This window comes from Dyadobacter sp. CY261 (genome assembly GCF_021440085.1).
In the GTDB taxonomy this organism is placed as follows: domain Bacteria; phylum Bacteroidota; class Bacteroidia; order Cytophagales; family Spirosomataceae; genus Dyadobacter.
In genome coordinates this window covers 49,765-69,489 of the sequence record NZ_JAKCPW010000010.1, presented here as the reverse complement: position 1 = coordinate 69,489, position 19,725 = coordinate 49,765, and the positions used below count along the sequence as shown (strand labels likewise).

The 19,725-nt window shown below is 49.6% G+C and carries 21 protein-coding genes; 18 read left to right on the top strand and 3 right to left on the bottom strand.

Annotated features, from left to right (window positions below; translation table 11 throughout):
* Positions 1-145 precede the first annotated feature (145 nt).
* The 17 genes from hutH (at position 146) to LZD49_RS25115 (ending at position 15,425) form a co-directional block, all read left to right on the top strand.
* A complete protein-coding gene (gene hutH, locus LZD49_RS25195) occupies positions 146-1,675 on the top strand; it encodes a histidine ammonia-lyase (RefSeq protein WP_234670460.1) in 1,530 nt (509 codons plus the stop codon).
* Positions 1,672-2,403, top strand: a complete 732-nt coding sequence (fabG, locus tag LZD49_RS25190; protein WP_234670459.1) for a 3-oxoacyl-ACP reductase FabG — start codon at positions 1,672-1,674, stop codon at positions 2,401-2,403. The genes hutH and fabG overlap by 4 nt, the downstream gene beginning before the upstream one ends.
* Before the next feature lie 3 nt (positions 2,404-2,406).
* Positions 2,407-3,624 (top strand): beta-ketoacyl synthase, encoded by a 1,218-nt coding sequence (locus tag LZD49_RS25185; protein WP_234670458.1) that lies wholly within the window; start codon positions 2,407-2,409, stop codon positions 3,622-3,624.
* A 272-nt stretch (positions 3,625-3,896) separates the two neighbouring features.
* Positions 3,897-4,163: a phosphopantetheine-binding protein gene (locus tag LZD49_RS25180; RefSeq protein ID WP_019941219.1), complete on the top strand. Its 267-nt coding sequence runs from the start codon at positions 3,897-3,899 to the stop codon at positions 4,161-4,163.
* 2 nt (positions 4,164-4,165) lie between these two features.
* The gene (locus LZD49_RS25175) at positions 4,166-5,032 is read left to right on the top strand and encodes a lipid A biosynthesis acyltransferase (protein ID WP_234670457.1); all 867 of its coding nucleotides are present in this window, start codon (positions 4,166-4,168) and stop codon (positions 5,030-5,032) included.
* Positions 5,032-5,451 (top strand): hypothetical protein, encoded by a 420-nt coding sequence (locus LZD49_RS25170; RefSeq protein WP_234670456.1) that lies wholly within the window; start codon positions 5,032-5,034, stop codon positions 5,449-5,451. The genes LZD49_RS25175 and LZD49_RS25170 overlap by 1 nt, the downstream gene beginning before the upstream one ends.
* Before the next feature lie 18 nt (positions 5,452-5,469).
* Positions 5,470-5,883, top strand: coding sequence for a thioesterase family protein (locus LZD49_RS25165; RefSeq protein WP_234670455.1), 414 nt, complete (start codon positions 5,470-5,472; stop codon positions 5,881-5,883).
* Entirely contained in the window at positions 5,880-6,962 is a 1,083-nt protein-coding gene (locus LZD49_RS25160; RefSeq protein WP_234670454.1) for a beta-ketoacyl synthase N-terminal-like domain-containing protein, read from the top strand. Before LZD49_RS25165 ends, LZD49_RS25160 begins: the two co-directional genes overlap by 4 nt.
* Positions 6,959-7,576, top strand: a complete 618-nt coding sequence (locus LZD49_RS25155; RefSeq protein WP_234670453.1) for a hypothetical protein — start codon at positions 6,959-6,961, stop codon at positions 7,574-7,576. The genes LZD49_RS25160 and LZD49_RS25155 overlap by 4 nt, the downstream gene beginning before the upstream one ends.
* Positions 7,577-7,598: 22 nt before the next feature.
* Complete coding sequence (locus tag LZD49_RS25150) at positions 7,599-7,859, top strand: phosphopantetheine-binding protein (protein ID WP_234670452.1); 261 nt, start codon at positions 7,599-7,601, stop codon at positions 7,857-7,859.
* Positions 7,860-7,871: 12 nt separating this feature from the next.
* On the top strand, positions 7,872-9,056 hold the full coding sequence (locus LZD49_RS25145) for a beta-ketoacyl synthase (RefSeq protein WP_234670451.1): 1,185 nt from the start codon (positions 7,872-7,874) through the stop codon (positions 9,054-9,056).
* Positions 9,049-9,984, top strand: a complete 936-nt coding sequence (locus LZD49_RS25140; protein WP_234670450.1) for a beta-ketoacyl synthase chain length factor — start codon at positions 9,049-9,051, stop codon at positions 9,982-9,984. Before LZD49_RS25145 ends, LZD49_RS25140 begins: the two co-directional genes overlap by 8 nt.
* The gene (locus LZD49_RS25135) at positions 9,974-10,744 is read left to right on the top strand and encodes a polysaccharide deacetylase family protein (protein ID WP_234670449.1); all 771 of its coding nucleotides are present in this window, start codon (positions 9,974-9,976) and stop codon (positions 10,742-10,744) included. Before LZD49_RS25140 ends, LZD49_RS25135 begins: the two co-directional genes overlap by 11 nt.
* On the top strand, positions 10,731-11,363 hold the full coding sequence (locus LZD49_RS25130; protein ID WP_234670448.1) for an outer membrane lipoprotein carrier protein LolA: 633 nt from the start codon (positions 10,731-10,733) through the stop codon (positions 11,361-11,363). The genes LZD49_RS25135 and LZD49_RS25130 overlap by 14 nt, the downstream gene beginning before the upstream one ends.
* Entirely contained in the window at positions 11,363-11,719 is a 357-nt protein-coding gene (locus tag LZD49_RS25125) for a 3-hydroxyacyl-ACP dehydratase (RefSeq protein ID WP_234670447.1), read from the top strand. The genes LZD49_RS25130 and LZD49_RS25125 overlap by 1 nt, the downstream gene beginning before the upstream one ends.
* 29 nt (positions 11,720-11,748) lie before the next feature.
* Complete coding sequence (locus LZD49_RS25120; RefSeq protein WP_234670446.1) at positions 11,749-12,909, top strand: DUF2062 domain-containing protein; 1,161 nt, start codon at positions 11,749-11,751, stop codon at positions 12,907-12,909.
* 281 nt (positions 12,910-13,190) lie between these two features.
* Entirely contained in the window at positions 13,191-15,425 is a 2,235-nt protein-coding gene (locus LZD49_RS25115; RefSeq protein WP_234670445.1) for a sodium-translocating pyrophosphatase, read from the top strand.
* Positions 15,426-15,571: 146 nt separating this feature from the next.
* Here the strand turns inward: LZD49_RS25115 and LZD49_RS25110 are convergent, their stop codons facing one another.
* Positions 15,572-16,420 carry a dienelactone hydrolase family protein gene (locus LZD49_RS25110; protein ID WP_234670444.1) on the bottom strand — a complete coding sequence of 283 codons (849 nt, stop codon included), beginning with the start codon at positions 16,418-16,420 and terminating at the stop codon, positions 15,572-15,574.
* A 185-nt stretch (positions 16,421-16,605) separates the two neighbouring features.
* Here LZD49_RS25110 and LZD49_RS25105 point away from each other — a divergent pair, with 185 nt between their 5' ends.
* On the top strand, positions 16,606-17,838 hold the full coding sequence (locus tag LZD49_RS25105) for a multidrug effflux MFS transporter (protein WP_234670443.1): 1,233 nt from the start codon (positions 16,606-16,608) through the stop codon (positions 17,836-17,838).
* On the opposite strand, the gene LZD49_RS25100 is transcribed toward LZD49_RS25105, so the two are convergent.
* The gene (locus tag LZD49_RS25100) at positions 17,835-18,776 is read right to left on the bottom strand and encodes a nucleoside hydrolase (protein WP_234670442.1); all 942 of its coding nucleotides are present in this window, start codon (positions 18,774-18,776) and stop codon (positions 17,835-17,837) included. The genes LZD49_RS25105 and LZD49_RS25100 overlap by 4 nt on opposite strands.
* Complete coding sequence (rbsK, locus tag LZD49_RS25095) at positions 18,769-19,683, bottom strand: ribokinase (protein ID WP_234670441.1); 915 nt, start codon at positions 19,681-19,683, stop codon at positions 18,769-18,771. The genes LZD49_RS25100 and rbsK overlap by 8 nt, the downstream gene beginning before the upstream one ends.
* Between the last annotated feature and the right edge of the window lie 42 nt (positions 19,684-19,725).

The following is a 19,725-nucleotide window of genomic DNA, read 5'->3' as shown; positions in this document are numbered from 1 at the left end:
GACAGGGGAAACGTGAATGTCCGACAAAATTAATGAATTGTATCACTCAGGCAACTTCCATGCCTGCTACCGCTCACCGGTTCCTGTTTGCCAAAACCGCAAAAAAAGATTTATTTTACACCATATTAAATTACGCCAGCACTAAATGAATCGTATTTCATTAGCTCATATCGAGCAGTATGCTTTTGAAAAGAAGGAATTTATCTTAGCCGAAGACACCCTCCATCAAGTATCCCAATCCTTTGCTTTTTTAACGAACTTCTCCAAGGATAAAATCATATACGGTATCAATACCGGTTTTGGCCCGATGGCGCAATACCGCATCGAAACCGACCAGCTCAATAATCTGCAATACAACCTGATCCGCAGCCATTCCAGCGGGGTAGGGAAGCCGCTGAACGAAATATATGCACGCGCCGTCATGCTCGCGCGCCTGAATTCATTTTTACAGGCCAACTCAGGTGTAAGCACGGCCGTGATCAAGCAGTTGGTGACGTTTTTGAACAACGACATCGTACCCGAAATCTTCGAACATGGTAGCGTTGGCGCCAGCGGTGACCTTGTACAACTCTCGCATCTGGGCCTGAACCTGATCGGTGAAGGGCATGTGTACGACAATGGCACTCGTCGCAAAACGGCCGAAGTACTGGCTGAAAAGAGCATTAAGCCACTCAAAATGGAGCTCCGCGATGGCCTCGGGCTGATCAATGGAACTTCCTGTATGACCGGGATGGCTGCTATTAACCTCATTTATGCCAAACGGCTGGTGCAATGGGCCATCACCGCTTCGTCGATGATTAATGAAGCGATCGAGTCATTTGATGATTCATTTTCCAAGCAACTGAATGCCGTAAAACACCACAAAGGTCAGCAAATGGTGGCACAGCATATGCGCGACTTTGTGGCTGGGAGTGGCTTGATCCGCAGCCGGGAAGAGCTGTTCCGCGATGACACCGCGATGCAGAAGACCGAATTCGAACGTAAAATTCAGGAGTACTACTCGATCCGCTGCGTGCCGCAAATCCTCGGTCCCGTACTCGATACCCTGAATTATGCCCAGGAAGTGGTTGAAAATGAGTTGAATTCAACCAATGATAACCCGATCGTACAGCCTGAGGATGACAATGTTTTCCACGGCGGTAACTTCCATGGCGACTATATTTCCCTGGAAATGGATAAAGTAAAGCTGGTTCTCACAAAACTGACCATGCTGATGGAACGCCAGCTCAACTTCCTGATGAACAGCAAACTGAATGGCAAATTTCCGCCTTTCCTGAATGCAGGCACCTGGGGTTTGAACTTCGGTTTCCAGGGCGTGCAATTTACGGCCACCTCTACCACAGCCGAAAGCCAGGCGTTGTCGACGTCGATTTACATTCACAGTATTCCCAATAACAACGACAACCAGGATATCGTCAGCATGGGTACCAATAGCGCGGTAATCGCAAAGCAGGTGCTTGAAAATGCATTCCAGGTAATGTCGATCCATATCATGGCGATTTGCCAGGCGATTGACCTGCTGCATCCCGAGGAAAAAGAGAAACTTTCACCGAATGCGCAATCCATTTACAAGCAGATTCGCCAGAGGGCACATTTCGTAACGGGCGACGTGCCGCAGTCGGAAAGCATTGCAGCCGTTTTTGAATACATTAAAGAAACCCCATTTCACCTATGAATTGCGCATTGGTAACCGGTGCATCCAGAGGACTCGGCAGGGCCATCGCGGTTCAGCTGGCCAAGGATCATGGTTTATATATATTGATCAACTATGCTTCAAACGAGGCTGCTGCTCAGGAAACATTAGCTGAAATCCAGTCAAACGGAGGTAATGGCGAGCTGTTACATTTCAATGTGCAGAATAAGGAAGAAGTGGATGCGGCATTGAACGGCTGGCGCGAAAAGAACGAAGACAAGTTTATCGGGGTTTTGGTAAACAACGCAGGGATTACCCGCGATGGGCTGTTTATGTGGATGGCTGAAAAAGATTGGGACGATGTGCTGAATATTTCCGTCAAAGGACTTTACAATGTGACCCAGAATGCCATTCAGCAAATGCTGCGTAAACGTTCAGGACGGATTGTCAACATTGCATCGGTGTCAGGGTTAAAAGGAGTAGCGGGGCAAACCAACTACTCTGCCGCGAAAGGGGCCATTATCGCGGCCTCGAGATCGCTTGCTCAGGAGGTTGCCAAACGGAAAATTACTGTGAACGCAGTCGCTCCGGGTTTTATCACCAGCGATATGACCAAAGATCTCAACGAGGACGAATTGAAACAAATGATACCCATGAACCGTTTTGGCAAGGCGGAGGAAGTAGCGCACCTGGTGAGCTTCCTGGTTTCCGACAAGGCCGCGTACATTACGGGTGAGGTTATTAATATCAACGGAGGAATTTACTCATAATCCATGAGCCATAGGGTCGTCATTACCGGTATCGGCATTTACTCTTGTCTGGGCAAAAACCTGGGCGAGGTGACGCAGTCGTTGTATGCAGGTAAAAGTGGAATCGTATTCGATCAGTCACGCAAGGATTTCGGTTTTCGCTCGGCTCTCACGGGCATGGTAGAGGAACCTGATCTGAAAAACTACCTCTCGCGCCGCCAACGCGTGGGGATGCACCAGCCTGCATTGTATGCGTATATGGCTACGCACGAAGCACTTGCATTGTCTGGATTGGATATCGATTTCCTGGAAAAAACCGAAACCGGCATCATTTATGGCAACGACAGTACTGCGGCGTCTGTCGTAGAAGCGGTGGATAAGGTGCGTGAAAAACATGATACAACCCTCATTGGCAGCGGTGCCATTTTCCAGAACATGAACAGCACCGTGAATATGAACCTTTCGACGATCTTCAAGCTGAAAGGGATCAATTTCACATTGAGTGCGGCTTGCGCGTCGGGCTCGCATTCGATCGGGATGGGTTACCTGATGATCAGCCAGGGTTTGCAGGAGCGCGTAATTTGCGGGGGCGCGCAGGAGATCAATGCATCGGCCATGGCCAGCTTCGATGGCCTCGGCACATTCTCGGTCCGCGAATCGGAGCCCGAAAAAGCCTCCCGCCCATTTGACCGCGACCGCGACGGACTGATCCCGAGCGGGGGCGCAGCGACGGTTATCCTGGAATCTTACGAAGCAGCCATGAAGCGTGGCGCGCCTATTCTAGGCGAGCTCATCGGTTACGGTTTCTCGTCCAATGGCGACCATATTTCCAATCCAAGCATTGACGGTCAGACGCGTTCCCTGCAAATGGCATTGAAACAGGCTGGGATTTCTATTCAGGCTGTCGACTACATCAATGCCCATGCCACCTCCACGCCTGTGGGTGACGGCAGTGAGGCGCGGGCTATCTTTGAGGTATTTGGTGCAGATGTGCCGGTAAGCTCCACCAAATCGATGACCGGGCATGAATGCTGGATGGCCGGAGCGAGTGAGATCGTGTACTCCCTGCTGATGATGCAAAATTCATTCATCGCACCGAACATCAACTTCGAAAACCCGGACGACGATTCTGCGAAAATCAATATCGTTGCTGAGACTCGGGAGCAGGAAATCAACTGCTTTTTATCCAACTCATTTGGCTTCGGCGGAACCAATTCGACGCTGATCGTGAGGAAGATCTGACCGCCAGTGGGTCTCCGACCGGGGGGCAACCGGGTTTCCAACCGGGTTTCCAACTGGGTTTCCAACCGGGTTTCCAACTGGGTCACATTACTACTACAACTTCGTGAACGGCGGTCGCCGGGAAATGAAATTTCGTATTTTTGTTAACCTCCAATATTCCATCCGTCGGTTGCAATGATTTTCAGTTGAAATTATTGTGTGATGCGTGTGCTTTTTTTGAAAATTTGGGAATATTTTTAAACTATCGGTAAGAATAAACTAATTTTGCAGCTATGTATGCTAACGACGTTAAAATGAGTTGGGAAGAAGTAATTGAAGAGACCAGAGATTTTTTGTCTGAGGAATTTGAGGTGGACCGGGATTCGATTCTTCCTGAAAACAGTCTGAAAGATACGCTGGATCTGGATAGTCTCGACTACGTCGACCTGGTTGTGCTTATCGATGAAAATCTCAATGTGAAGCTTACCGGAGAGGATTTTAAGGGAATCGTTACATTCGGCGACTTCTATCAGCTTATCCGTCAGAAACTCGCATTGTAAGAATGAGCCGTTGGGACGGTAAGACCAAGGGATCGTTAACGGGTTACAAAATTTTCCTGTTTTTTATCAATACCCTGGGGCTCGGATTCGCTTACGGGCTCCTGCGGGTGGTTACTTATTACTATTACCTTTTTGCAGCCAAGCCACGGCAGGCGCTGCTGGATTTTTATCAGAATACCCTTCACGTTACCGGTTCCGATGCCAGAAAAATGGCACGCAGGAATTTTTACATATTTGGGCAGACGCTCGTCGATCGTGCGGCGTTCCTGCTCGGCAAGGACCGGAAATTTTCACACATTTTTGAAAACGAACAATACCTGATCGACATCCGCGATGCAGGTAGAGGTGGGATTTTGCTCAGCGCACATGTAGGTAACTGGGAAACAGCGGGTAACCTGCTCAAAGGGCGCATTACCCCGACCATTAATATCGTGATGCTGGATGCCGAAGTCGAGAACATCAAGAGATACATGGATTTGTCCACGGGCGGTTCACGATTCAAGGTAATTGCGATCAAGGACGATCTTTCTCATATTATATCGATTCGTAATGCGTTGGTCAGCAACGAATTCGTGGCCATTCACGCCGATCGGTATCTGGAGGGGGCTAAGTATATCGAAATGGATTTTCTGGGCAAAAAGGCGAAATTCCCGTACGGCCCGTTTGTGATCGCTTCGAAGTTCAATGCGCCGGTTACGTTTGTTTTTGCGGCCAAAGACGGCCAGTACAGCTATCATTTAAGCGCCACCAAGCCTATTGAAGCGAGAATGAAGCCCGAGGAGATCGCCCGGTTGTATGTTGAAGAGCTGGAACGAAAAGTGAAAGCATTTCCTGAACAATGGTTTAACTATTTCAATTTCTTTCAATAATGATCGTCGCGAAAGGTGCCATTACCGACTACATCCCTCATCGCGAGCCATTTGTGATGGTCGATAACCTCCTCGGTGCCACCAGGGAGCGGTTCGAATCGGATTTTAAGGTCAGGGAGGATAATGTCCTGGTGCAGGACGGATATTTCCAGGAAACGGGGCTCATCGAACACATCGCGCAGACTTGCGCCGCGTCTTTCGGTTACCTCGATGCCAGCGAAGGGGGAGAGCCCAAAGTTGGGTTTATCGGGGCTGTGAGCAAAGTGCTTGTGCATGAGCTTCCTCCCGTAGGTGTTACGATCCGTACGGTTGTGACCCCCATGCACCAGTTGGGAAATATTTACCTTGTAAAGGGCGAAAGTTCACTGGATGGGCGTATCTTGCTGGGTTGTGAGTTGAAAATTGTAGTAAGCGAGTAACCCCTAATAACTGATTGCATGATTTCTTCAGAAATAGATATAGATATCCGGTTTAGTGAAACCGACGCCATGGGAGTGGTTTGGCATGGCAACTATTTGAAGTTTTTTGAAGACGGACGTGAGGCTTTTGGAAGGAAATACGGTTTGGAATATCTGCAAATCCATGACAAAGGTTTTGTAACCCCTATTGTCAAGTCAGAGATCGATCATAAGGCACCGGTTCATTACGGACATGCCATCAAAGTCATTACAAAATATATTCCTACCAAATCCGCGAAAATTCAGTTTGAATACGAGGTGATCAATGTGACCACCGGACAACTGTGCGCCACAGGCAAAACGATGCAGGTCTTCCTCGATCGTGATTCGCGTGAGCTGGAACTCATTTCGCCGGACTTTTACAGGGATTGGAAAGCGAAGTACGATTTATGATTTACATTGGTGCCGAGGTGATCGTAAGCCCGCTGGGTGATAATGCGGAGGATAACTGGCAGGCTATCAGTGCCAACCGCAGCGGCATCGCGCTGGTGCCTTCGGCAGGGTTCAATGGCGAGGATATTCATTTAGCCAGGATCGCCGCTTTGAACGGTTCGTTACGTTTTCAGCAGTTGGTTGTCAAGGCCTTGTCAACTCTTGTAGCGAAGATTGACGCGTCCATCGTGTCGTCGGATCGGACCATGGTGCTCATCAGTTCCACCAAAGGTGCGCTGGACGACAATATAAACGACCAATTCAGCGAAACTAACGTCGCGGTGCAGCAGCAGCTCGGCCTTGCGCATTTGCCAATGGTCATTTCCAATGCCTGTATTTCAGGTGTGCTCGCCCTGAATGCGGCGGGTAATATGATCAAAAACGGCCAGTTCGAACATGTGATTGTAGTAGGTTGCGATCTTGCTTCAGATTTTGTGCTATATGGTTTTCAGTCGCTTTTTGCCGTCAGTGATAAACCCTGCGCGCCATTCGATGCGGCCCGGAATGGCATTACATTAGGAGAAGGAAGCGGCGCGGTGCTGGTTTCGGGCACGAAATCGGTTTTCAAAGATCCGCCGCTGGAATTACTCACAGGCACGAGCGCGAACGATGCGAACCACATTTCCGGACCATCACGGACGGGAGAGGGGCTGGTAAGAAGCGTGCTAAAGACACTGAGGTACAATGATGTATCAGGGGACGAAATCGATTTTATTTCTGCTCATGGAACTGGAACGATATTTAATGACGAAATGGAGTCCATAGCATTTGATAGTATGAACCTTTCTCACATTCCGTTGAACAGTTTGAAAGGCTATTACGGGCACACGCTCGGTGCCGCCGGCGTTATTGAAACCACTGTTTCTATGCAGATGATAAGGAACGGAATGTTGTTGGAAAGCCTGGGATACCTGAATAACGGCGTTTCGAGACCGTTGAACATTATTACAAAGAATACCCGGGCGTCATTGAAAACTGTACTCAAAACTGCATCAGGTTTTGGAGGAGGTAATGCATCGTTGTTAATCAGAAAGATATGAGCGTGATTACTGCATATTGCAGATTGACAGAGGATGTCTGTGCGGTGAATGGAGAAGTAAAGCTGCGTCGGAATGTTGCTTTGGAAGACTCGTGGTTCAAACAAATTTATAGGCATTTCGATTTTAGCTATCCTAAGTTTTACAAAATGGATAAGTTGTCGCAGGCTGGCTTTCTGGCTTCGGAGCTGCTCAGAAAGATCAATCCGGGAATTATGGGATACGGAGATGATGAGATAGCCCTGCTGTTTGCCAACAGGTCTTCGAGTGCGGAAACAGACCAACGTTTTAAAGATTCTTACACATCCAATAGCGCCCCTAGTCCATCGACTTTTGTATACACATTACCCAATATCGTAATAGGTGAAATAGCCATTCGGAACAAATGGTACGGTGAAAATATGTTTGCCGTATTGCCTAAATTCGCGCCTGATTTTTACAAAAACTACGCACAAATACTGACTTCTTCCGATTCAAAGGCGGTATTGTGCGGATGGCTGGAAGTGACAGCGGGCAATACAGACGTGTTTCTTTTTACGGTGGAGGAAAAAGAAGGCGGGACGGAATTCAGCGAGGAAAACCTTTTTCGCCTGTTGGAGACCGCTGCGACACATTAATCAAGCTCAAATAACAAGAAGTATGGATAGCTTAAAAGAAGATCTTAAAAAACAGATTATCGAACAACTTAACCTGGAAGACCTGACGGTGGCGGATATCGCGGACGACGCGCTGCTTTTCAATGACCAGGGCCTCGGGCTGGACTCGATCGATGCGCTCGAACTCATTGTGCTCCTCGAAAAATACCACGGCATTCAGCTGACCAATCCGGAAGAGGGTAAGGAAGCATTCAGGTCCATCGATACGATGGCAGAGTATATCCGTAAAAGAAAGGCAGCTTAACCACTACACCGAATGGGCGTTTGCATTACCGGTATCGGCGTTGTGTCAGCCATTGGAATGTCGGTGGAGGAAAACCTGAGCGCGTTGCGGGAAGGGAAATCCGGCATCGGGCCGCTGCAGTATCTGCAAGGCACGAAGGCTTCGCTGGCTGGGGAGGTAAAGGCTTCCAATGAGGATTTACGCAAGTCATTAAATGTCGGCACGGAGTACGTTTCGCGGACCTCCCTGCTCGGCTTGCAGGCTGCACGTGAAGCCTGGGGGGACAACAAGCGTTCGGGAGTTATCCGTACCGGCATTATTTCGGCTACTTCGGTGGGCGGCATGGACCGTAGCGAGGTTTTTTATAAAGATTATCTTTCTCAAAATTCCCCCGATTACCAAGTACTGACCACGCACGACAGTGGCAGCACCACCGAGCGCATTGCAGCGGAACTGGGTATTTCAGGTTATATCAATACACTTTCGACAGCCTGCTCATCGGGTGCGAATGCGATCATGCTCGGTGCGCGTCTGATCCTGCAAGGCACGCTTGACCGAGTCCTCGTGGGTGGATCCGATGCATTGAGCCGCTTTACGATCGATGGTTTCCGGTCGCTGATGATCTATGATGAGCAATGGTGCCGGCCATTTGATGAATCGCGCGCTGGGTTGAACCTGGGCGAAGGTGCTGGGTTCTTGTTACTTGAAGGGGAAAAAAGCCTTCAATTGACTGGTAACAGGCCTATTTGCAATGTAAGCGGCTGGGCCAACGCGGCTGACGCCTACCATCAGACGGCGTCATCACCGGATGGAAAAGGAGCCACTTTGGCCATTGAAAATGCGATCCGCCGTGCGGGCATTGGTCTTAATGAAGTTTCCTATGTGAACGCCCACGGCACCGGCACAAAAAACAACGATCATTCAGAGTCCGTCGCGTTGCGGAATGTTTTTGGAGATCACATTCCGCCATTCAGTTCTACTAAGGCATTCACCGGGCACACATTGGCTGCTGCGGGAGCTATCGAAGCGGTATTTTCAGTGTTGGCCATCCAGCATCATCTCATTTATCCTAACCTGAATTACCAAGATTCGATTGCGGAAACGGGATTGGTACCGGCTACGCTACTCGAAACGGGCGCGGAAGTAAATGCGGTACTTTCCAATTCCTTTGGTTTTGGGGGCAATAATTCATCATTGGTTTTTACACGCTATGAATAAAGCGGCATTGTACATTACCGCGGCATCTACGGTTTCGCACCAGCCGACCTTTGGCAATCCGGGTTTTTCGTCGACTTTGGGGCCGATCGTTGCCGATAATGCGTTGATCAGCCCTGATTATAAAGCTTATATTGATCCAGGGTTGCTGCGCAGGATGAGCAAGATTTTACGGATGGCGGTGGCTTGTTCCAAAGATTGCATCGCACAAGCAGAAATTGAACAACCCGACGCGATCGTCGTGGGAACAGGGCTAGGCTGCTTGCATGACACCGAGAAATTTCTGAACACGTCGCTTACCGTGGACGGCCTGCTTCCACCCACATCATTTATACAATCCACACACAATACCATGGCCGGGCAGATTTCGCTGAGCATTGGCAACCATGGTTATAACATGACACACACGCAGAATACGCTTTCATTCGAACACGCATTGCTGGATGCGTCGATGCTCCTGCGGGAAGGTGATCGGCACGTGTTGGTAGGCGCAGCCGACGAGCATATTGATATCCTGGAAGATATTGCGGCTCAATTGTCGTTTGAAGCCCCGGCTCGACTTACTTCCGGCGCTTCTTTTTTTGTGCTTTCAAAGGAAAATAGGGGTAATGCCGCGGCTATCTTGACTGACGTCCATACAACCGGCGGAATTGAAAATGCAGAAGCGGAAATCGATGCTTTTCTGATCCGTAATGGTTTGAATGCAAGTGACGTTGATCTGGTTTTCCATGCGGGAGAACCTGTGCAGGGTGTTAAAGGAAATGTGCCCTACCTGCCACTTTCCGGTGTATATGCAACTGCTTCGGCGTTTGCGTTACATTATGCTGTGGATTCGTTGCAAACCAATGCCTCACTTAAAAACGTGTTGATTTGTAATGCCTTGCGAAAAAGTAATTTGGGACTAATCCTGCTGCAATCCGTTGAAGCATAACCTGGTCATAGCCTTCTGCATTACTGCGGCCGCCCTGAGTTTCGTCATTTTTGGGGAAACAGATTATCTGTGGTTTGTGCTGGGTGGTATTGCACTGCTTTTTATCAGTGTGGTAGCTTACGGTTCGTCACAAATCCAGGCTAATTATTTTGTTAAGTCCATCAATAAAGGCCGCGTTAAAGCGATTGCGCTGACCTTCGACGACGGTCCCGATCCTGAATCGACGCCCCGCATTCTCGAAACACTACGGGAAAACAACGTAAAAGCGACCTTTTTCGTGATAGGGAGGAAAGCCGTGGAGTATCCTGACCTTCTGCGGCAGATCGTGGAAGAAGGCCATACGATCGCGAACCATTCATACAGCCATCATTACCTGATTGGTCTGTTTTCGAGCAAAAAGCTTCGGTCCGACATCCAACGATGCAACGAAGCGATCCGCGACATTACAGGCCAGGTGCCGGTATTCTTCCGGCCTCCATTCGGCGTGACCAATCCGCGATATGCAGGAGTTTTGAAGGATTTGAAAATGGAGTCGATCGGCTGGTCGCTCCGGAGCATGGATACGCGTGCGAAGAACAAGTACCAGCTTATTCAAAAAATCATTTCAAAATTAAAACCCAGGGACATCGTTCTGCTCCATGACCATCTGCCGCTGACAGCCGATACGCTGCCGGACATCATCGGGCATTGCCGTGAAATGGGTATTAAAATAGAACCGCTCCCGCGACTGATCGGGAAGGAGCCTTATGAAACGAATTAATTTATTGATCATTAGCTGTCTGACGTGTCTTGCCACCACCGTTTTTGCGCAGTCGTTCAAACCGGTGGCAAACCCGGAAAAGGTATTGGCCGACCTGCGTAAAACTTCGCAGGCCACCACGTCCATTCAGGCATCATTTACCGAAGAAAAATACCTGGCCGTGCTGAAAGAACCCGAGAAATCGGGCGGTTTATTCTATTACCAGCAAAAGGACAAGATGCGCTGGGAGCAGCGGACACCTTCGAAATACGTTATCCTGATCAACGGGGATAAGCTGCGTGTGCAGGAGGGAAGCAAGGAAAAGAATGTGGGACAGGCCGGGCGCATGGCCGCGCAGATTAAGGAACTGATGATTGGGCTTGTGAATGGCGATTTTCAGCAGAATAAGGGCTTTTCGACAGCTTGTCTGGAAAACGAAGACCATTATCAGATCGTGCTCACGCCCGTCAACCGACGGTTGAAAAATATCTATTCTAAAATCACCATGAACTTTTCGAAAAGCTCCCTGCACCTGAAAGAGCTTTCATTTTTTGAGAAAGGCGGCGACAAGAGCATGATGAAATTCCAGCAGGAGAAATTTAACCAGCCGATCGCGGATAACCTTTTCAAAGAACTCTGATGGCCTTAAATGACCTTTACACGATCCTGAGCCTGGATCAGAACGGGGACCAGATCAACTGCCAGATGGGAATCGATGCCTCGCATCCGGTTTTTCAAGGGCATTTTCCCGGCTCGCCGGTACTTCCGGGCGTAGTTCAGCTTGAAATGGTGAAATCTGTTCTTGCAAAGGCTCTGGGAAAGCCATTGGCATTGAAGGAAATGAGTACCTGTAAGTTTCTGGAAGTTTTTAACCCTTCTGAAACTGAGGAAATGACCATTCATATTCAGTTCAAAGGAGATGTGCCGCTGGATGTGTCCGCGTCCGGCGCGCATAATGGCAAGACTTATTTCAAAATCAGGGCCAGTTTCAGTTAATCTATTCGATCCAATAACCATAAGTCGCGATGACCCTGTCGGATATCCAGTGCTGCGTGATCATTCCCACCTATAATAATCGTAACACTTTGCGGCGGGTGATCGACGGCGTTTTGCAATATGCACAGGGACAGGAAGTAATTGTAGTAAATGACGGGTCAACCGACGACACGGTTTCGATCCTGGCCGGCTACGGCCCAAGGATACGCGTGCTCGACAATGCAGTAAACAAGGGAAAGGGCTTTTCGTTGCGAAAAGCCTTTGCCGAAGCCATCCGGCTTGGCTTTGAAAAGGCCATTACCATCGATTCCGACGGCCAGCATTTGCCTTCCGACATTCCGCTTTTCATCGAAGCTGCCAGGGCTAATCCCGGCGCGCTGCTCATGGGATCGCGGAATATGGAGCAGGAGGGAGTACCGGGCAAAAGCTCTTTCGGCAACAAGTTTTCCAATTTCTGGTTCAAATTGGAGACCGGGCTAACATTACCCGACACACAGACCGGCTTCCGGCTTTATCCGCTCGAACCATTGAAACGGATAACCCTTTTCACAACAAAATTTGAGACTGAGATCGAAGTGATCGTAAAAATGGCCTGGAAGGATGTACCTATTATTCCGATCAATATTCAGGTTATCTACGATAAAAATGAACGGGTAACGCATTTCAGGCCGTTTCGTGATTTTACCCGCATCAGCATTCTTAATACCTGGCTGGTAACGCTCACACTGGCTTATTACCTGCCGAAGCGGCTGTTTCGCTACATTAAAAAAAAAGGCCTCTGGAAGATCATCCGTGACGAAGCCGTAAAGCCCGGGGAAAGTAATTTCAGCAAGGCAAAGTCGATCGGTTTTGGTTTTTTCATGGGTATCGTCCCGATCTGGGGTTTTCAATTGATGGTGGGCATTCCGCTGTCGATCCTTTTCCGGATGAACAAGGTACTGTTTCTCACGGCTGCGCACATCAGCATCCCGCCGGCCATTCCGTTTATCATTTACGCTAGCTACAAGTTTGGCGGGTTGTTCTACCAGAATTCCGTCCAGATCACGTCCGTCGAAAACCTCACATTGGCGTCGATTCATGTCAACTTCGTACAATATTTTTTAGGTGGTACGCTCCTTGCTGTGGCCGCCGGTGCAGTTGGTTTTGTCATCAGCTTTTTGCTTCTGTCCTTGCTTCGTCAGAGGCATTAGGGTATCCTTTTCTCCACGATTTTCTCTGATTATATCAATTTATTCATTTTAAAGTGATACGATCGGCATTGCCCGACATCTTCTCCATACAATTCTGTTATTCCTTGAGAGCCAGTTTGTTATCATAGAGTGCCTTCCGAAATGGCCCAAATTCTCACAGAATTTTTATAAAATCTATACGAATTGGTCAAAAATAAGGGTTTTGCGATTTTGATATGAGGTGCCTTTCTCTATATTTACGAGAATTATAAAAACCATTTAACCAAATCTTAGATCATAGCATGAGTAACATTACCTATTTAGTGCCGGCGTTAGGCCTTGTTGGCTTGCTGGTTATGTTCTTCAAAAGAAGTTGGGTTATCCGGCAGGATGTAGGGAATCCTGAAATGAAAACCATCGCGGATGCAATTGCAGACGGTGCCCTGGCCTTCCTGAGAGCCGAATGGCGTGTACTCATTATTTTTGGTCTGATTGTGAGTGTGTTACTGGGTTACTCCGGAACATTGGTTGAAAATTCAAGTCCTTTTATTGGCTTGTCGTTTCTTGCGGGTGCATTTATATCTGCATTTGCCGGTTACGTCGGCATGAATATCGCCACGAAATCGAATGTACGCACCACGCAGGCAGCGCGTACAAGCCTTACCAAGGCACTGGAAGTGTCGTTTACAGGCGGTTCGGTGATGGGTATCGGTGTAGCGAGCCTCGCGGTGCTGGGGCTAGGTGGTTTGTTCATTTTATTGTACGCGGTTTTTGTGGGGGATAGCACTGATGTCAACGGCTTGCCGATGGAGCGGGTGCTCGAAGTACTGGCGGGCTTCTCGCTGGGTGCCGAGTCGATCGCGCTTTTTGCACGTGTAGGCGGAGGTATTTATACCAAAGCAGCGGACGTAGGAGCCGACCTCGTGGGTAAAGTTGAAGCCGGTATTCCCGAAGACGATCCACGCAACCCCGCTACCATCGCCGACAACGTGGGTGACAATGTAGGCGACGTGGCCGGTATGGGTGCCGACCTTTTTGGTTCCTATGTGGCGACTATCCTCGCCACAATGGTTCTGGGCCGCGAGATCGTATCGAGCGGCACCGATAACTTCGGAGGCATTGCACCGATTTTGCTGCCGATGGTAATTGCCGGTGTTGGTTTGATCGCTTCTATCATCAGTATGCTGCTGGTGCGCGTAAGCAACGATCAGGGCAATGTACAAGGCGCATTAAACCGCGGAAACTGGGGTTCTATCATTCTGGTCCTGATCGTAAGTTACCCACTCACCATGTGGATGTTGCCCGAGGGAAACCTGAATATCCGTGGCGTTGATTTCACGGCGATGAATGTATACCTCGCCATTCTGCTCGGTTCTGTTGTAGGTGCGATCATGTCAATGATTACAGAATTTTATACAGCCATGGGTAAGCGTCCCGTGCAATCTATTGTCAATCAGTCTAAAACCGGTCATGCGACGAACATTATCGGCGGGCTTTCGGTGGGGATGGAATCTACCGTGGTACCTACGCTCGTATTGGCCGCAGGTATCTCCCTGAGCTATGAAGTGGCCGGTCTGTACGGGGTGGCGATTGCTGCTGCCGGGATGATGGCGACAACGGCTATGCAGCTCGCTATCGACGCATTCGGCCCAATCGCCGATAATGCCGGTGGTATCGCCGAAATGGCGCATCTGCCGGAAGAAGTACGTGGCCGTACGGACATCCTGGATGCGGTAGGAAACACCACTGCGGCTACTGGAAAAGGTTTTGCGATCGCGTCTGCTGCATTGACTTCCCTGGCGCTTTTCGCTGCATTCTGCGGCGTGGCAGGCATCAGTTCGATCGACATTTATAAAGCGAATGTGCTGGCAGGATTGTTCGTAGGGGCGATGATCCCGTTCATTTTCTCTTCTCTCGCTATCGCCGCCGTAGGGCGTGCCGCTATGAAAATGGTGGAGGAAGTACGTCGCCAGTTCCGCGAACTGCCCGGCATTATGGAAGGGACAACAAAGCCCGAATATGATAAATGCGTCGCCATTTCCACTCAGGCATCCATCAGGGAAATGATTGCCCCCGGACTTATCGCTTTACTGGTTCCCGTAGCCGTCGGGTTTCTGTTCGGGCCCGAAGTACTGGGGGGAACACTTGCCGGGGTTACAGTTTCGGGTGTTTTAATGGGGATATTTCAAAACAATGCAGGCGGTGCCTGGGATAATGCCAAGAAGTCTTTTGAAAAAGGGGTGGTGATCGACGGAGAAACCTACTACAAAAAATCCGAACCGCACAAGGCGGCGGTAACGGGAGACACAGTCGGTGACCCATTCAAAGATACTTCCGGGCCTTCGATGAACATTCTCATCAAACTCATGTCCATCGTATCGCTCGTCATCGCCCCGCACATCGGTACTGGCAAGCACGAAGTGGGTAGCGTCAAAGTTGAAGACAAGGCGCAGGTGGTGACCGTGGCTGCGGCACCGGCTGATGGTAATGTCGATCCTGCCACGCGAGTGGTGCGGTTGGAGAGAAAAGGAGAATAAGTTATTTTACATAAGCGAACAAAGCCCGGTGTGAGCCGGGCTTTGTTCGTTATACTTCTTGAATTTTTGCCTGAACTCACAATGCCGGTAAAACGCCGGAGATGCCGTGAGGGATATAATATCGGTAGCAAATAAAGACCGAAATATCACCCCAATTTCCTCTTCAAATACTCCAGCGATAATTTATAAGCATCAGCCGCCGCTGCTGCATCATATTTCGCGTTGCTGGGGTTGGCGAAGGCGTGGACTGCGTCGTACATTTTGATGGTAACTTTTTTGCCGGCGGTTTTCATGTCTTCTTCGAATTTGGCGACGGTTGCTGGTGGGATGCCTTGGTCCTGGCTGCCGAAAATGCCCAGGACGTCGGTGTTAAGCTTTTTGAGTTTCTCGATGTCGCTTTCGGGACGGCCGTAGTACATCACACAACCCACTATCTGCTTCCCGCCGGCGATCGCGTGCTGTAATGAGAGCATTCCGCCGAAGCACCAGCCGATGCTGGCGATTTTTGCATTGGCACCCGCATATTGGCTGCCGCCCTGAGTGATCGCAGCAAGTCGCTCAGCGGAGGCTCCTTGCATAAGCTTGCCCGCTTCTTCGCGCGTGGTGCTTACTTTGCCGTCGTACATGTCGAGCGCGAGGACATTCACATCGCCGAGGTCTTTGTGCAGTTTGGCGGCTTCCTGTTTGATGTAGTCATTCAATCCCCACCATTCCTGGTACACAAAAAGCCATTTGTCTGATGTCTTCGGCGATTTGAGCAGAAAGCCAGAAGCAGTTTTGCCGTCGGATGTCGGGAAAGTTACGGTTTCACCGGCTCCCTGGTAGGTAAATGCGAGCGGTGTTTCGTGCAACATCCGAAAATCTGCGTTCGAGGCGAGCTCCGACATCGCATTCGCTGGCGTGTGACAAAGCGGGATGGGAGCCGGCGACAGTCCAGATTCAGGCAGGTCCAGTTTGAAAAGGAAAATCGTAACCAGGATAAAAATAGCTCTCATATGTACAGGTTTAGAAGTGGACGAATTGGAATGTTATATTGAATATATACAAAAATACGACGGCATGATACTGATGGTTGCGCGAAGGATTTATTGAGGATTGATGAAAATATTGTACTTATTAAAATGCAGGAACTTAATGTGCCGATATACCCGTTAACTTTGCATTGAGTGAATGTAAGTCCATGAGCCGTAAGCAATACTTCTTTATTATCCTGATCCTCGGATCACTGGCGACCGTCAGTCCTTTTTCCATCGACATGTACCTGCCGGGTTTCCCGCGCATCGCGTCGGATCTGAAAACCACTATCGATAAAGTACAACTTTCGTTAACGAGCTACCTGATCGGAATCTGTATCGGGCAATTGTTGTACGGGCCTCTGCTGGATCGTTTTGGGAGGAAGAAACCGCTCTACGCCGGGCTGGTATTATATGTGATCGCTTCATTCGGCTGCGCAATGACTTCATCGGTGGATTCGCTCATCGCCATGCGTTTTTTTCAGGCCATGGGAGGCTGCGTAGGCCTTGTGGCTTCGCAGGCGTTGGTGAGTGACCTTTTCCCGGCCGACAAACGAGCGGAAGTATTTTCGCTCATTACCCTGGTAATTGCCGTTTCGCCCATGATTGCGCCGACGATCGGAGGTTATGTCACTGCTTCCATTGCCTGGTACTGGATTTTTGTAATATTGGCTGGCATCGTCAGTCTGATTATCATTGCGATCTATTTCTTCTTGCCAACCGGCAGGAGTGCCGATAACTCGGTTTCGCTTCGTCCAAATGCGGTTTTGGGAGGGTATTTCACGGTCGTAAACCAGCCACAGTTTTTAATTTATACGCTGGCAGGTGGCTTGGCAACTGCCGCGCCCTTTGCTTACATTTCAGGATCTTCGGATGTTTTTATGAATATCTATAAGGTATCCGAACAACAATACGGCTGGATTTTCGCCTTTTTGGCCGTAGCCATGATCGGCTCGACGCAATTGAACCACTTTTTGCTTAAAAAGTTTACGAGTGAACAAATCATTCGTTTTACCCTGATATATCAGAGCATCGTCGGTCTGATCCTGGTTGTTGGCGTGTACAACAACTGGTTTGGCCTGTTTTCACTGATCGGCGCCATGTTCGTATTCCTGACGGGGCAGGGGCTTACCGGACCAAACGCTACGGCGCTTTCACTGGCACCTTTCCGCAAGCATACGGGTAGCGCGTCGGCGCTTATGGGTAGCTGGCGTATGGGTGCGGGTGCTGTTATTTCAGCGATTGTCAGCTTCCTGCACAACAATACCGCCATGCCGATGGTCGGTATGATGGCCTTCTGCGCATTTGGCGGATTGTTCATTCTGCAAACAGGCAATGCGGTAGTACGTTACCGCGCCGCCCGTAGCGATGTCGAAGACGAAGTTTCCGTTCTGCTTTAAGGCAACGCTTTAATGGCATTGAACAACATATCCAGAAATGCGTCCCGATCGATGTCGTATGCGACAGTGGCATTAGGTTCCTTGTGTAAAGTATTATAGAAGTCCACTACCGTGGCTCCACTGGTAAGTTCGCCTTTTGTTTCAACATCCACGTAGCACGATTTCGTCGTGAAAATCCCAGGGTTCATGAGCCAGGCAATAGCGCAGGGATCGTGCATCGCTGCTCCGCCATTCAATTCGACACGATTTTCGCGGTAGAAAATGGAGAAGAAATCCATCAGATCCGCGGCCACCTGGCCCGCCTGGTTGCCTAATGCGCGGAAAAGATCTATATCCTTCTGAAAAACAAGTGCCTTATGTGTCACATCCAATCCACACATCGTGATGGGCACACCGGCTCTAAAAACAATGGCCGCGGCTTCGGGATCGGTATAAATATTGAATTCGGCGAGGGGCGTCATGTTGCCACGGAAAATTCCGCCGCCCATCAGTGAGATTCGTTCGATCTTACTTTTTAACTGGGGGTAGGCGAGGAGGAACGTTGCGATATTGGTCAATGGGCCTGTGGCTGCAATAGTGATGGGCGTTTCCGACGCGGACAGGATCGAAGCAATGCCTTCCACCGCGCTGACGGGCTGCGCCTGCATTTCCGGTATGGGTAGTGACGGTCCGTCCAGGCCGCTTTCTCCATGAACGTCATTTGATACGACAAGATCGCGAAGCAACGGTTTTTCAGCGCCATGGTGCACCGGAATGTCGGTAGCGCCGATGAGCGTCAGGATTTTTAACGCATTTTGCAGCGTTTTCGCCTGGGTCTGTTTACCTGCGGAAATGGTCACAGCCCTGATGTCGAACCGGCCGCTGCCATGGGCCAGCATGAGCATGAGGGCATCGTCGAGGCCCGGATCGCAATCTATGATGACAGGGATTTTATCCATGGGTTTGAGAAGATTCTAATTCGTGTTGATAAGGAGCTGAACTTTGTGCGCCCATTCGTGTGACCGAAATTGCTGCCGCCTGGCATGCGAAACGGCAGGCGTCTTCGAGTGCAGTGCCATCGGCCAGGGCTTTCAGGAGTGCTCCATTAAATACATCGCCGGCAGCGGTGGAATCTATCGCTTCGACCACAGGGGCAGGTATCATGCCGGTGAAATGCTCGCTAGCCAGGAAAATGCCTTTGCTACCCAATGTTATAATCACATTTTGCACGCCCTGGTCGAAGAACCGTTCCGAGGCTTTTTGAAGGGCTTCTTCTCCATTTATTTCAATACCGGTAATGAGCTCCGTTTCCGTTTCGTTGGGCGTTATCAGGTAAAGACCTTTCAAGAATTCGGAATCTAATGGCAGTGCAGGAGCAGGGTTGAGGACGGCGCGGATCTGCTTTTCGGCACATTGGGACAGTGCCCAATGCACAGTTTTTGCTGGTATTTCAAGTTGAAAAAGGGCAAATGAAATGTCTTCAAATGCGTTGTCCGGAATATCGGAGGGGCGCAAATCCATATTGGCGCCAGAGGCTACCACAATTTCGTTTTGTCCTTCTCTATTGACCGTAATGAGCGCGACACCCGACGCCAAGTCTGTCGATTCGGTCATGAAACGGGTGTCGATGCCCTCTTTTTCAAAACCTTCCACTGCCTGTTTTCCGAAAATATCAATGCCTGTTTTAGCCACAAATCGAACATCGGCTCCCAGCCGGGCAGCTGCCACGGCCTGATTGGCCCCTTTTCCACCCGGATTCATCAGAAATGTCCCGCCGAGCACGGTTTCACCCGGCTTGGGAAAATGCTCCGTTTTGACCACCATATCAGTATTGGAGCTGCCGATGACCAGTACTTTTTGCTTCATTTCCGAGTGGCGTTGATGTGGGTTGTCTGTGCAAATTAATGC